At 45.9% G+C, this 14,421-nt stretch carries 11 protein-coding genes; 5 read left to right on the forward strand and 6 right to left on the reverse strand.

Features of this window, described 5'->3' with window-relative positions; genetic code table 11:
* Nucleotides 1-5 precede the first annotated feature (5 nt).
* The 5 genes from gspG to gspC all read right to left on the reverse strand — a co-directional run bounded on the left by gspG (nucleotide 6) and on the right by gspC (nucleotide 6,304).
* Complete coding sequence (gspG, locus tag AWH61_RS12170; protein ID WP_014951309.1) at nucleotides 6-443, reverse strand: type II secretion system major pseudopilin GspG; 438 nt, start codon at nucleotides 441-443, stop codon at nucleotides 6-8.
* Entirely contained in the window at nucleotides 443-1,669 is a 1,227-nt protein-coding gene (gene gspF, locus AWH61_RS12175; protein WP_075177186.1) for a type II secretion system inner membrane protein GspF, read from the reverse strand. The genes gspG and gspF overlap by 1 nt, the downstream gene beginning before the upstream one ends.
* A complete protein-coding gene (gene gspE / locus AWH61_RS12180) occupies nucleotides 1,670-3,235 on the reverse strand; it encodes a type II secretion system ATPase GspE (protein ID WP_014980696.1) in 1,566 nt (521 codons plus the stop codon).
* A 1-nt stretch (nucleotide 3,236) separates the two neighbouring features.
* The gene (gspD, locus tag AWH61_RS12185; protein WP_014951306.1) at nucleotides 3,237-5,288 is read right to left on the reverse strand and encodes a type II secretion system secretin GspD; all 2,052 of its coding nucleotides are present in this window, start codon (nucleotides 5,286-5,288) and stop codon (nucleotides 3,237-3,239) included.
* 98 nt (nucleotides 5,289-5,386) lie between these two features.
* Complete coding sequence (gene gspC, locus AWH61_RS12190) at nucleotides 5,387-6,304, reverse strand: type II secretion system protein GspC (RefSeq protein ID WP_014951305.1); 918 nt, start codon at nucleotides 6,302-6,304, stop codon at nucleotides 5,387-5,389.
* Nucleotides 6,305-6,433: 129 nt separating this feature from the next.
* On the opposite strand from gspC, the gene hslR reads away from it, so the two are divergent.
* The 3 genes from hslR (at nucleotide 6,434) to AWH61_RS12205 (ending at nucleotide 9,770) form a co-directional block, all read left to right on the forward strand.
* Complete coding sequence (gene hslR / locus AWH61_RS12195) at nucleotides 6,434-6,838, forward strand: ribosome-associated heat shock protein Hsp15 (protein ID WP_014977772.1); 405 nt, start codon at nucleotides 6,434-6,436, stop codon at nucleotides 6,836-6,838.
* Between the two features lie 23 nt (nucleotides 6,839-6,861).
* Entirely contained in the window at nucleotides 6,862-7,761 is a 900-nt protein-coding gene (gene hslO, locus AWH61_RS12200) for an Hsp33 family molecular chaperone HslO (RefSeq protein WP_014951303.1), read from the forward strand.
* A gap of 446 nt (nucleotides 7,762-8,207) precedes the next feature.
* Nucleotides 8,208-9,770, forward strand: a complete 1,563-nt coding sequence (locus AWH61_RS12205) for a phosphoenolpyruvate carboxykinase (RefSeq protein ID WP_075177187.1) — start codon at nucleotides 8,208-8,210, stop codon at nucleotides 9,768-9,770.
* Between the two features lie 137 nt (nucleotides 9,771-9,907).
* Here the strand turns inward: AWH61_RS12205 and AWH61_RS12210 are convergent, their stop codons facing one another.
* On the reverse strand, nucleotides 9,908-10,399 hold the full coding sequence (locus AWH61_RS12210; RefSeq protein ID WP_075177188.1) for a hypothetical protein: 492 nt from the start codon (nucleotides 10,397-10,399) through the stop codon (nucleotides 9,908-9,910).
* Nucleotides 10,400-10,681: 282 nt separating this feature from the next.
* On the opposite strand from AWH61_RS12210, the gene AWH61_RS12215 reads away from it, so the two are divergent.
* The gene (locus AWH61_RS12215) at nucleotides 10,682-13,105 is read left to right on the forward strand and encodes a glycoside hydrolase family 31 protein (protein WP_075177189.1); all 2,424 of its coding nucleotides are present in this window, start codon (nucleotides 10,682-10,684) and stop codon (nucleotides 13,103-13,105) included.
* A gap of 140 nt (nucleotides 13,106-13,245) precedes the next feature.
* Nucleotides 13,246-14,418 (forward strand): MFS transporter, encoded by a 1,173-nt coding sequence (locus AWH61_RS12220; RefSeq protein WP_075177190.1) that lies wholly within the window; start codon nucleotides 13,246-13,248, stop codon nucleotides 14,416-14,418.
* Nucleotides 14,419-14,421 lie beyond the last annotated feature (3 nt).

Below are 14,421 nucleotides of genomic sequence, written 5' to 3' on the forward strand. Positions count from 1 at the left end.
AAAGGTTAGTTCAGGTATTCGTTAATGTTCCAGTTACCAATGTCATCATCAGTACCCGGTTCGCCGTCTGGACCATTAGAGAAAATATCAACTACGCCAAGTTCTCCCGGGCTAATTAGTGCATATGGATTGCCCCACGGATCTTCAGGCAGGCGTTTAATGAAACCACCTTCAGGGTAATTACGTGGAATTGGGTCGATAGTTGGTGCGGTAACTAGCGCTTCTAGTCCCTGTTCTGTGGTTGGAAAGCGGTTGTTACGCAGCTTATACATCTCAAGCGCGCTTTCCATTTGCTGGATGTCTACCGCCGCTTTTTTAAGCTGCGCTTCTTCTTGGTTACCCAAGATTTGCGGTGCCACCATAGACGCCATAATACCGATGATTAGAAGTACGACCATGACTTCAATCAAACTGAAACCAGAACTGCGATTAAGTGTTTTCATTAAATATTCACCATGTTGTTCAATGCTAAAATTGGTTGCAATATTGCCATAACGATAAACAGAACAATGCCTGCCATCGATACAATAAGTAAGGGTTCAAATACCTTAAGTGAGACACCAATAAGCGCTTCAAATTCCCTATCTTGATTATCTGCGGCGCGAGCTAGCATTTGCTGTAGCTCACCCGATTTTTCACCAGACGCAATCATATGCATCATCATTGGTGGAAACATTTTTGTGTTATCTAGTGCTGCCCGCAGGCTGCTGCCTTCTTTAACGTTAATGGCTGCATCTGCCACTTGGTTTTTAATATGCTGATTTTCCAGCACATCACCTGAAATACGCATAGCTTCTAGTAGTGGAACCGCACTGGCACTTAAAATACTTAAGGTACGTGCAAAACGCGCGGTATTGAGCCCGCGAGACACCCGGCCAATTAACGGCAAGGTTAACAGCGCTCTGTGGTAGCGCAGCTTCATGTGCTTTTGCTGCAGCACGCGCTGAATAACGACAACAAGCACGGCAATACCAATAAGCATAAATAAGCCGTAATTTTGCAGCCAGGTACTGACAGAAATTAGAAACTGGGTAATGGCCGGGAGGTCTTGCCCCATGTGATCGAACTGCCCCACAATTTTGGGCACTACCACCGTTAACAATAGCAACACGATACCCATTGCAAAAAACAGCATTAGCGATGGATAAATCATCGCCTGAGTAATTTGGCTGCGGGTTTGTTGTCTGCGTTCTGTGTAGTCAGCAAGGCGGTTAAGCACGGTATCAAGGTGACCTGATTTTTCACCAGCTGCAACCATCGCACGGTATAGCTCGTCGAACACACTTGGAAATTGACCCAATGCATCGGCAAGTCCATGTCCTTCCACGACTTTACTGCGTACTGCCATCATCATGTTTTTCTGACGAGGCTTTTCACACTGTTCAGCGACGGCAAGCAGTGCTTCTTCAACGGGAAGGGCCGATTCTACAAGGGTGGCGAGCTGACGCGTGAGTAGCGCTAAGTCTGATGCTGAAATACGGGGTTTAAATAAAGAAAACGACAGGCCTTTGCCTTCGCTTTGTGCGCGCTCTGCGACCTGCTCTACTTCTAAGGGAATTAAGCCTTTTTCGCGCAGCTGTTGGCGAACCTGGCGTGCATTATCTCCTTCAAGTACGCCATTTGTATTTTTACCGCGGGCATTAACCGCCTTAAAAGCGAATGCCGCCATTTAGTCTTCCCTCGTAACTCGAAGCACTTCTTCAAGTGAGGTAGCGCCCGCCAGCACTTTACTACAGCCGTCTTCACGAATGCTTGGTGTCGTCTTTCTGATGTAGCGTTCAATGGCTTGCTCACCTACACCTTCGTGCATCATCTCGCGCACTTTTTCATCTACCAACAATAGCTCGTGAATACCGGTACGACCGCGATATCCGGTTTGATTACACGCGGCGCAGCCATGGGGCTTGTAGATGGTGGTCTCGCTTGTGGCGTTTTGCCCTAATACTTCAAGCTCAGAAGCGTCAGGCGTATGTGGCTTTTTGCAATCTGGGCACAGGGTACGAACGAGCCGCTGTGACAAGACGGCCAATAAGCTCGAAGACAGCAGAAATGGCTCAATACCCATGTCTTCTAAACGGGTGATCGCGCCTGCTGCCGTATTGGTATGCAGAGTAGAGAGTACTAAGTGACCGGTTAAACTGGCTTGAACAGCAATTTGCGCCGTTTCGATATCACGAATCTCACCCACCATCACTACATCGGGGTCTTGACGCAAAATAGCGCGAAGGCCTCTGGCAAAAGTCATATCTACACGGGGATTAACCTGTGTTTGTCCGATGCCCGGAAGATCGAACTCAATAGGATCTTCAACGGTTAAAATGTTTCTGTCTCGCGAATTTATTTCGGTTAACCCTGCGTACAAGGTAGTACTTTTACCCGAGCCCGTTGGACCGGTAACCAAAATAATGCCGTGAGGCTTGCGAATAAGAGATGAAAAGTGGTTACGGTTTTGCAGCGTCATGCCTAAATCTTCTAGATTTAAGCGCGCATTGTTCTTATCCAATAAACGCAGCACCACGCGCTCGCCGTGACTTGAAGGCATAGTAGAAACACGCACATCCACCGCTCGCCCTGCAATACGCAACGTTATACGACCATCCTGAGGCACACGTTTTTCGGCAATGTCTAACTTCGCCATAACTTTTATACGTGACACCAACATGGAAGACAGCTTGCGGTTAGGACGTAAAATTTCGCGTAATACGCCGTCTACCCTGAAACGAACCACAAGCTGGTTTTCAAAGGTTTCAATGTGAATATCTGATGCACCTTCTTTGATCGCCTCGCCCAACATGGCGTTGATAAGCTTGATGATAGGCGCATCGTCTTCACTGTCTAACAGGTCTTCAGTGTCAGGCAAGTCTTCAGCAAGAGCGAACAAATCACTTTCGTTACCAAGGTCTTCCATAAGTTGTTTAGCCGCAGAACTATCGCGCTGAAAGGCGCTGGTAAGCAGGCTTTCAAACTCATTGGCAGGAATAGTTTTAGGAACAAAAGGTTCGCCGTAGAAGCGTCGCACTTCGGCAAATACATCAAACGGCGTATTCTCTGTGAAATACAAAACCGCAGGTGTTTCATTGGTTTCCAGCAACACCTGATTACGCTTTGCAAAGCTAAAAGAAAGCTGTCTTGGGCCGGCCTCTTCTTCAGGCAAACCGGCGTCTTCACCCATGGCTTCTAAGGCTTCTTCTTGTGCCTCTAATGCCTGAGTAATCTGTTCGTCCTGCCCTGCCATGTTAGTCGTTACCTTCTTCTTGTTTCTGCTTCTCTTTCTCCGAGAGGTATTCTTCAAATGAAGGAGGTAAAGCGAGTGCGTCATCCCATTGAGGAATGCTTGGCGTCTCTTCATAAGGCATTAGCGAAACACCTTCTTGCTGGCGTTTAAGCTGAAGTGCGCGAATGTAGTTGTATTTGCGATGGCTGATTGCGTTCATTGTTGCGCCGTCGCGGACGATAGTCGGCTTTAAGAATACCATCAAGTTACGCTTACGCTTGCTGGTTGATGTCGATTTGAATAAGTGACCGAGTATTGGAATGTCACCTAATAACGGCACTTTTGATTCACTTTCTTGCACGTCTTCGTCAATCAAACCGCCAAGAACAATAGTGCCGCCATCATCTACAATCACCGTGGTTTTAATTTCACGCTTGTTAATTGAAATATCTACCGATGTAGCGCCACTTACGCTAGACACTTCTTGTTCGATCAGCAGCTGTACCGCGTCGCCTTCGTTGATTTGTGGCGTAACTTTAAGTTTGATACCCACTTCTTGGCGGTCAACGGTTTGGAAAGGGTTAGAGTTGTTCGCCCCTGTAGTTGTGCCTGTGATAATAGGCACTTCCTGACCTACAATGAAAAACGCTTCTTCGTTATCCATAGTAGTTAGGTGAGGTGTGGCAAGAATATTTGAATTGGTGTCGGTACTTACTGCTTGTACTACCGCGCCCCAGCCATTTTCGATAACGCCGGCAATAAGGCCGTTAGCGCCGCCTAAAAGGCTCGCTAGTGCGGTGTAATCGCCTTCATCGGTGGTGTTAACTGTGACCACTTCGCCATCATCTGTTACATAGGCTTCGGTATCGGTATCGTCTTCTGCTTGCTTAAGGGCTACCGCCAATGATCCAACCGGTACAACACCGTTGCTGAACTGTGTACCGCCGCCGGCTTCAGAAGCCCACTGCACACCCAATGTAGTGCCGTCGCCTTCAAAGACTTCAACGATAATGGCTTCAACTTGTACCTGCGCACGGCGAATATCAAGCTGACGTACTACCTCTTCTAACGAGCGCATCATGTCTGGCTCTGCGGTAATAACAATGGCGTTAGAATCTTCATGTGCATCAATGCTGATTTCACGGTTTGAACCCGCTCGGCGCGATGTAGTGCCACCGCCTTGTTCTTCTGCTTGAATGCTAGCAGATACGCCCTGCAATACTTTTACTAAATCTTCCGCTTTAGCGTAGTTAAGAAACAGCACGCGGGTGTTGCCGTTTGATTCAAGCTCTTGATCCATGCGCTGAATAAGGTTGATAAGACGCTGGCGTGCTTTAATATCGCCGCTCACAATAACCGAGTTAGTTCTGTCGTCTGCCACAACGCGAGGCTCCGACTTAGTTCCTGTATTAGCTTTTCCTTGCGACTTATTAATGCTGTCAATGATGCGCACCATTTCTGATGCTGACGCATAGCGAAGTTTAACGATTTCTACTTCTTCGTCACCGGCACGGTCCACGCGCTCGATAATTTCTACTAGTCGGTTAACTACCGCAGCACGGCCGGTTAACATCATTACGTTCGATGGGTCGTGGCTAACCACGTTACCGCCGCCCGCCTGGTCATTTAGCTGACGTAAAATAGGTGCAAGTTCGCGCACCGGTACGTTATAAACAGGCACAACGCGAGTGATCATTTCATCGCCGTCGCGATTAGCGCCTTCAACAACAGGAATATTGGATGTTTTAGCGTCTTTCGAGCGAACCACTTTCAAAATACCGCTAGGCATTTCTACAACGGCGAAGTCATACACTTGTAGTACGTTTAGGAAAAACTGGTAGTACTGATCTTCATCGAGCATGTCATAGCTGCGTACGCTTATTTTTCCACGTACGTTAGGGTCGACAATAATGGTGCGCTCAAGATTTTTACCAACAATATTAATAAACTCGTTGATGTCAGTATCTTTGAAATTAGGCATGTACTCAGCGGCCGTCACCGAGAAACACAGAAGCGCTGTACACATGGCTGTGCTCAAGCGAGATAATAGTTTTTGGCTAGTGCGCCTTTTCATTCTAACTTCCTTCATTTCCTAACTTGTCGATGACCGAATTGCTTTATTTGTTATTTTGCTTACCTAGCGACAATATAGCGCTGCTACCGTTAGTGGTATTAAGACTCGGGTAAATCTAGGTATAGCGTAGTTAAACTGCCATCTCGAATAATCGTTAATTCTATAGTTTGTGCATTGCGTAGCTCAGACAGCGCCTCTTGCGATTGCTGCAAGTCGGTAAGGTCTAGCCCGTTAATCTGTGTAATGACATCACCAGCCTGAAGCCCTGCCGATTTAAATAATTCAGGCTCTTTGCCTGGGCTCACTTGGTAGCCGATAAGCTGGCCTTCTTCAGTTTTTGGCGATATTGAAATAAAGTCTGTGAAGTTGGCTGGACGCTCTCGCAGAGCTGCAGTTGCCTCTAATGCTTCGTCGCTAAGCTCAACGGTGTCTTCTTCTAATTCTTCTGGCTCAGGTCGGTTTCTTGCCTGCATTTCACGGCGACGATTAGCTTCGTCGTAGTCAATTCCGTCAAGCATCAGGGTTTCGTTTCTCACCCCGTTCTTAATAATAACGCGATCGTTGTACACTTTTTGCAACGTGGCATTGGTGCCTTCAATCTTCTCACCTAAGCCATAAACCGCTTGGCTGCCGCGATTTTCAATAATAGCGGTACCAGCCTCCTGCTCTGAACTGGCCACAACGCCCGTCAGTGTTAAGTTTAAGCGCGTTTCTGGTGCGTCGGTAACCTCGGCGACCGGTTCAGCAGGTTTGGCCGCAGCATTACCAAATAAATTCAGCTGTTGTATTTTGGCGATGTTGACCCCATTTTGGCCTGACGACGAAGAAATAACCGGAGCACGGCTTACTGTGGGTGTCGCAGATAGTTGAGGTTCGGGTATAATTCGCCACACGAGTTTGGCAGCAAATGCAATTAAATACAGGCTGAGCAGAACCACTACGATGGTATGTAGCTGTTTTTGATGCTGGTTCAGATAAACAACCAGAGATTGTGGGTTGGGTTTATTGAATGTCATGCTGCCACTGATGGTACTGCTTTATTATAATATAGTGAATTTTTGGTTAACCGCGCTTTAGCAAACCCATAATAGCCTAGTAAAGGTGAGGGTCACAACACTAAAGCCACACCATTACGAAAATATTACATGAGCCAATCGGATAGCAACAATACAACACAAAATGTCAGGCTGGACAAGTGGCTATGGGCTGCAAGGTTCTTTAAGACCCGCGCAATAGCAAGAGACATGGTGCAGTCGGGAAAAGTCCAGTACAACGGGCAAAGAGCCAAACCTGGTAAGCATGTAGAGCTTGGCGCCATGATTAAAGTTCCCTCAGGATGGGATAATCGTGAAATTAAGGTGCTAGGCTTAAGCGACAAGCGTTTGAGCGCGCCTTTGGCGCAGGCGCTTTTTGAAGAGACGATTGAAAGTGTAACAAAACGTGAAGAAAACCAAACGGCGCGCAAAATGAACGCCTTTCACAGCCCTAAACCAGATCATAGACCTGATAAAAAGCAGCGACGACAGATTATTAAATTTAAGCAGCAATAATGAGCTGCTCAACAGGATTAGTTATGAGCGATTTCGATAAATTACACCGCTTCTTATTTACCCAAGCTAACGTTCGTGGCGAATTGGTTCGTCTTGATGAGAGCTTAAATCAAATTGTGCACAGCTATGAATACCCTGTGCAAATTCAAACATTGCTAAGTGAAATGGCGGCAGCGACGTCATTGTTAACGGCAACGCTTAAGTTTAAAGGTGAAATTTCTCTTCAAATTCAAAGCAAAGGCCCAGTAAGTTACGCGGTGTTAAACGCCACTCACGAACAAACGCTTCGCGGTGTAGCGCGCTGGGACGAGACATTAGAAACATTGCCAGAAACGTTTTCAGAGTTATTGTCTCAAGCGGTATTGGTCATTACTATCACACCAGATGAAGGCGAGCGTTATCAAGGCGTTGTTGCATTAGATAAGCCTTCTTTAGCTGAATGTATTGAAGGCTACTTTGCTCAGTCAGAGCAGCTAGCGACCAGCGTGCACCTAATGACCGACATGAGCGACCCTAAAAACGCGAAAGCGTCGGGTGTGTTACTTCAGGTCTTACCGACTGATGCCAGCGCTACTGATGTGTCGCAAGCCAATGAGTTTGCTCATATCTCTAAACTTACTCAAACGTTGACCAAAGAAGAGATGTTTACGTTGTCGGTTGAAGACATTTTATATCGTCTTTACCACCAAGAAGACGTGGAAGTGTATCCAGCGAAGGACGTAACCTTTGCCTGCTCATGCTCAAAGGAGCGCAGCGCTGAAGCACTTCGTCACGTTGAGAAGTCTGAGCTTCACGCAATTATTGCTGAAGAAGGTGCGATCAAAATGAACTGCCAGTATTGTCATACCGAATATCGCTTCGATAGTATCGACGTAGAGGCTATTCACAGCGGCAACTTCGACGCACCGTCTTCAAATCAGTAACTACTTGTTTACTGCTGTGTTAAAGCACCTTCTTTCGAAGGTGCTTTTTTGTTTCTGAATCTCTCACCGTCTAGATAGGTTCATTTTCCCAACACTTCACTTGTGGTTAAAAAATGCCCAGTAGTAAGTGTTTAACTTTCCTACATCATCCTATTTTCCTTTTCTTCCTGTCGTGGTGAAAATTTTCACCTTCACTTTCTAAAAAAAATTGTCATTTTTTATTTTGAAATTCATCGATCAATATAGGTTTTCTACGCCCTATTTTTGCATTTATATCCAAGGAAAAGGCTTTCCTTGTAATTAATTTACAATATTTATGAAATTAACATATGAGAAATAGTGAGTATGTGTTTTATAAATGCGCGCTAGGCCTTGTTTACATTACACTCGAAGAGGTGATACTTTTTTGAAAGTGCTTTTGAAAAATTACATATAGGGTAACAGCCATGACCGCAGCAGCCTCAATTCAAACGGATCTGAAAGTAACGCCACTCACCGACCTGCCAAATGCAGAACTTATCGAGCGCGCCGTAAAGCGCGGCGAAGGTGTCCTTGACAAAAACGGGGCGCTTGTCGTTGAGACAGGAAAACGAACCGGTCGCTCTCCAAATGATAGATTTATCGTTAAAGAGTCAACAACCGAAAATGACATCGATTGGGGCAAGGTGAACAAGCCTTTTGACGCTGACAAATTTGATGCGCTGTGGGACCGCGTTGAAGCCTACCTGTCTACCCAAGAACACTTTCTTTCACACCTTCAAGTGGGCTCCGATCCTGAACATGCTTTGTCGCTTGAAGTAAGAACGCAAACCGCGTGGCAGCACGTTTTTGCCCGCAACCTTTTTATTATTCCTGAACAATGGAATGTTAAAGGCGACCAGCCTTGGCAAATCTTAAACGTACCTGGTTTCACTTGCGAGCCAGAGCGTGACGGCACAAACAGTGATGGCACAGTTATCATCAACTTCGCTAAAAAGCGTGTGTTGATTGCAGGCATGCGTTACGCAGGTGAAATGAAAAAAGCCATGTTCTCCGTGCAAAACTTCCTGCTTCCGGCAAAAGACGTGCTACCTATGCACTGTTCTGCCAACGTGGGTGAAGAAGGCGATGTGACTCTGTTTTTCGGTCTTTCAGGCACAGGTAAAACCACGCTTTCAGCCGATCCTAAACGCTTCTTGATTGGTGACGACGAGCACGGCTGGGCACCAGGTAGCGTATTTAATATTGAAGGCGGTTGCTACGCTAAATGTATCGACCTATCTCAAAAGAACGAGCCAGTAATTTGGAATGCTATCAAGTTTGGTACCATCCTAGAAAACGTAGTGCTTGATGAAACACGCACGCCGGACTATACCGACACATCGTTAACCCAAAACTCACGTGCGGCCTATCCGCTTTCACACATTGAAAAGCGCGTTGCTGAAAACCGAGGCGGCGAACCTCGCTCAGTTGTATTTTTGACCTGTGACGTAAGTGGCGTATTGCCTCCTGTTTCAGTGTTAAGTGAAGAAGCTGCGGCGTATCACTTCTTAAGCGGTTACACAGCGAAAGTAGGCTCTACTGAAATTGGCTCTACTAGCGATATTGAATCAACCTTCTCAACGTGTTTTGGTGCGCCTTTCTTCCCACGTCCAGCAGGCGTGTATGCAGAGCTTCTGATTAAGCGTGTTAAAGCGTTTGGCGCTAAGGTTTACTTGGTTAATACCGGTTGGACAGGCGGCCCTTACGGCACAGGTAGCCGTTTTGATATCCCTACTACGCGCGCCATCATCGACGCAATTGTATCGGGCAATTTGGCTGATGTTGAAACCCAGCACATTGAGGCGTTAAACCTAGATGTGCCAGTTGCCATTGAAGGCGTAGACAGCAATTTGCTTGTGCCACAAAACACGTGGGCAGACAAAGAGAAGTACAACGAATACGCCGCTAACTTAGTTAACGATTTTAAACAGAACTTTGAAAAATACGACGTTAGCGACGCTATCGTTAAAGCCGGGCCGGGTAACTAACACTCGGTTCGCCCCTTCCCAACGTTCATCACACTCAACGTGATTGATGTTTTGCCCGCACCGTGTTGCGGGCTTTTTTATGCGGATTGGTATTATTAGGCTTTCGAGAGCTAGCTGTTTTAATGGCACCTTTAATATTAGAGCATTGAGCTAAACCAATTTGTGGATACTGGAGTAAAGTTGATGTCGGCCTTGTACTGAAAAAGTGCGCTGTCCATATGACTATCTCTTATCCAGTATTTCTGTTTATCAATAGAGATAAGTCTTAGGGTGTAGGGCACGCCAAATGGATCTAGAGGAGCAGTTTCGATAAGTAGCGAAGTATCAAAAATACTAATCTCTCTTTGTTTATTGTTTGGTGGTGGAGTTAATTTGTTTTGAGCATCATAAATAACTGGAACATGTAAATACACAACGCCTTGTGGGAGGTTATGTTTACTGACAACCTCAAATAACTCTTCGCGATCAAATCCCGATTGTTGGATGTCCCAACTGGAGTCAATAAATACTGTCGCTAAAGCGACGGTATTATCTCCAACATGAATAAATGCGCTAGGCTGAAATAATCTGACAAAGCAATAAAACCCAAATAAAGATGTAATGACACCAAACAACATCCATCGCATCATTCATTTCGCTTTAGATTAACTTTATTAGGAAAGGTTGGCATCGGCGCATAAGGCATAACGAAGTATTCTCCAATGATTAATAGACTCCCTGTTTATACATCTTTTTATATCAGTAAGTGAGCCAAAGAGATAATCATTAATAAAGCAATTGTTGTTAACAAATTTAACATTATGAATACGTATGTTTATTTAAGTTGAGCAATGCACTGGCTATCATTCACCTTACACAAGTAGGCTTTAATTAAGCGCGCTTCGCATCGAAGCATAAAAAAGGTTTTAAGTATGATAGACAGGCAACTGCGTGTATCACTGGCATGTGCGGGTTTTGCACTCTTTTCGGCAAATGCGCTAGCGGAAGTTCAAACAGCAACACTTGAAAACGCAACGCTTACCATTGATACGGATACTAATGATTTTAAGATAAAGGCGCTGCGTAACAACAGTTTTCAGGTAACCTACCTTACCGATGGCAAAGGTGCGCCCTACGCAAACCTACCTTCTATGGCACTTCCTGAGGAAGCCACGAGTGCAGTTACAAAAGATATCGCAGGCGATGTTGAGCTAGAAGAAACCGCAACAACGCTTACCTTGAAATTCAATAATATTTCTGCACATGTCGATAAATCAACGCACGTTATCAGTTACTCGGTAAACGGCAAAGTAGTAGCAAAAGAACAAGATGGGCTAAACATTTCTGATAACGGCGTCAGCCTGTCGTTTGCGTTAGATGAAAACGAAAAACTCTACGGTGGCGGCCAGCGCGTTTTAGGTATGGATCGTCGTGGTCATAGCATGCCGCTTTATAACAAAGCACACTATGGTTACACCACGTCCTCAAATCAAATGTACTTTGGTTTGTCGGCTGTGATGTCGTCAAAAAATTACAGCGTATTGTTCGATAACACCGCTTCTGGTGAGCTAGATATTGGCAAAACGAACAGCGACGAGTTGCTATTTAAGGCACAAGGCGGCCGTGCTAGCTACATCATGGTGTTGGGTGAAAATTTAGAAGACACGGTTACGAATACCGTAGCAGTTACGGGAAAACAGCCGCTTCCTCCACGCTGGCTGCTGGGTAACTTTGCATCTCGATTTGGCTATAAATCACAAAATGAAGTGATGGATGTCGTCGATGCCTTTAACACGCAAGATATTCCCGTTGATGCCGTAGTGCTCGATTTATATTGGTTTGGTAAAGACATTAAGGGGCACATGGGGAACTTAAGTTGGGACGCCGCCACTTTCCCTGAGCCCGAGAAAATGATTAGTGAGCTACGCGCTCAAGACGTGAAAACCGTGCTTATAACAGAGCCTTTTATTCTTACGACGTCAAAGCAATGGGATAGCGCCGTTGCCAGTAATGCCCTTGCTCAAAACGATGATGGTGCGCCGTATACCTTCGATTTCTATTTTGGCAATACCGGCCTTGTCGATGTGTTCAGTGAAGCGGGTCAAAATTGGTTTTGGCAATATTATGAAAAGCTTGCTGCACAGGGTGTTGCCGGCTGGTGGGGCGACTTGGGCGAGCCTGAAGTGCACCCTGATGACATTCAGCACATGTGGCAGTCTACAAAAGTAAGCGGCGCAGAAGTGCACAATGCCTATGGTCACCAGTGGGCGAAAACCGTATATAACAACTTAACAGAGCTTCAGCCTGATACGCGCCCCTTTGTGCTGATGCGTTCAGGATTTTTGGGCAGTCAACGGTATGGAATGGTGCCGTGGACAGGCGATGTGAGTCGAAGCTGGGGCGGACTTAAACCTCAGGTAGAGTTGGCACTCCAAATGAGTGTTTTTGGAATGGCGTATACCCATTCCGACTTAGGTGGGTTTGCTGGAGGCGAAACCTTTGATCCTGAGCTTTATACAAGATGGCTTCAGTTCGGTACCTTTTCACCGGTATTTAGGCCTCATGCCCAAGATAATATTGCGCCAGAGCCAATTTTCCACGCCGATCCCGTAAAGTCTATTGCGCGCAAGTTTATCCAACTTCGCTACGACATGCTGCCTTATAACTATTCATTGGCCTTTGAAAATGCGCTTTACGGCACGCCATTAATGCGCCCGTTAGCTATGGCGTACGGTGAAAGCGATTGGTTTGAAAATGCAGACAGTTATCTGTGGGGCGATGGTCTGTTAGTTTCGCCTGTGACGAGCGCTAACCAAGCGGAGTGGCCGACTTTGCTTCCCGAAGGCGTATGGTTTGATTTTTTCTCTGATACGAAATACCAAGGTGGTCAAACCGTTAACTACCCGCTAAGCCAAGATAATTACCCAGTGTGGGTAAAAGCGGGAAGCTTTATGCCAATGACTAAAGGGCTTAGCCGCACAGAGCAGTTTGATGCCCGTAAAATAGAAATGCACTACTGGCATGACAATTCAGTGAATTCATCTTCATATACTTATTACGAGGATGACGGCAAAAATCCAGCGTCTGTCAAAAAAGGCTTATATACAAAGCTACTTCTTAATGCGTCAGTAGACGATAAGGCCGCATTAACCCTGACGCTTGATAGCGAAGGCAGCTATATAGGCATGCCAGAGCAGCGAGACATCACTTACATCGTGCACGGTTTAAGCGAAAAACCACAGAGCGTTTCAATTGATGGCAGGAGCGTGCCTGTAATGTGGGATGAAAAAGGGAAAACGCTTTCACTTGCAATTTCTTGCGATTATCAGCAATCTGTAAAGGTAGTGATTATGTGATAATTAAGGGCTGCTGTTCTTTCTTGCACAGTAAAGGTCAGCGCCCTCAAAAGGTTCACTTTGTGTTCAAGGGCATAACTACGCTGTGCCCTCACGCCTAAATCGGATGTCTTTCTACTGATATCAGCCATGGAGCCTAAATGAGCCGACTTCCTGCCACCATCGTTATTTTCGCTGGTTTTTTTCTAATTGGTAAATTGTTTCTCTTGTGGGGAATATTACTGCCAGATATTGCAGCCGATTTGCAAATGTCTGAAGTAGTCAGTGGCGCACTTTTTTCGCTCTTCTCTGTAGGCATGATGTTAGGCGCTGTGATTGGTGGCAAGTATGCCAGTCGCTTTGAGTATATGCCGCTATTAGCCACGTTATTCAGTATGAATACGGCGCTGTTGCTGCTTGTGTCAGTACTTACCGCTTGGCAGTGGTTTTTGGTGTTAGCGGTATTAATCGGTGTGGTGAGCTCAACAATATTTACTATTGGCCACACGCTTATTGCACGAATGTACGCAGAAAAGCGCTTTACTATGATGGGCTTAATGGATTTTATGTTCAGTTTAGGAACGTTTGCGGCGTCGTTCTTTGTAACGCTGTTATACCTTGTTGAGCACAACTGGCGTTTACCTATTCAGGTGTTGGCAGGCGTTATGATTGTGCTTTCGTGCTATGCATTTATTGCGGCGCGTTCTCAGGCAAAAGTGCTTAAAGGTCAGCCTAAAGCGCCTAAAAAGACCTTGGCATTTGGGGTCATTATTAAGCAGCCTGTTTTCATATTTCTAACTTTGCTTACCTTTGGCTATGGTGCTGTAGAATTTGGTAACGCGAACTGGTTTGTGAGCTATGCGCAAAACGGCTTAGGCTTTACTGGCGAGCAGTCGAGAACCTTACTGGCATTTTTTACCGCTGGCATGGTGATTAGTCGTCTTACCTTCCCGTTTTTACTGCGATTCGTATCGGTACACCGCATGATTGTAATCATGGCAACAGCCTCGCTAGCGGGTGTATTTGCACTGAAACTAATGCCTTCATTTTATGGGATTGGCGCTGGTAACTTACTGCTTGGCTTAGGGCTAGGTGGGCTCTTCCCGTTAGCACTTTCTGCGGCAATGAATATCGACAGTGACAACGGCCCCGTACTTTCTGGTATTTCTATTATCGGTAACTCTACTGGCGTGCAAGTGGCATCGTTTTCTACCGGACTATGGGCGAACTTCGCGCCACTTACTACGGCGTTTTGGGTAATTCCCCTTGGCGGCTGCGTGCTGTGGTTGGCGTCTTATGGATACAGCCGAAAAATTAAGTACCACCGAAGCTAATAC

Origin of the sequence: Alteromonas sp. W12, assembly GCF_001924945.1 — a bacterium.
Taxonomy (GTDB): domain Bacteria; phylum Pseudomonadota; class Gammaproteobacteria; order Enterobacterales; family Alteromonadaceae; genus Alteromonas; species Alteromonas macleodii.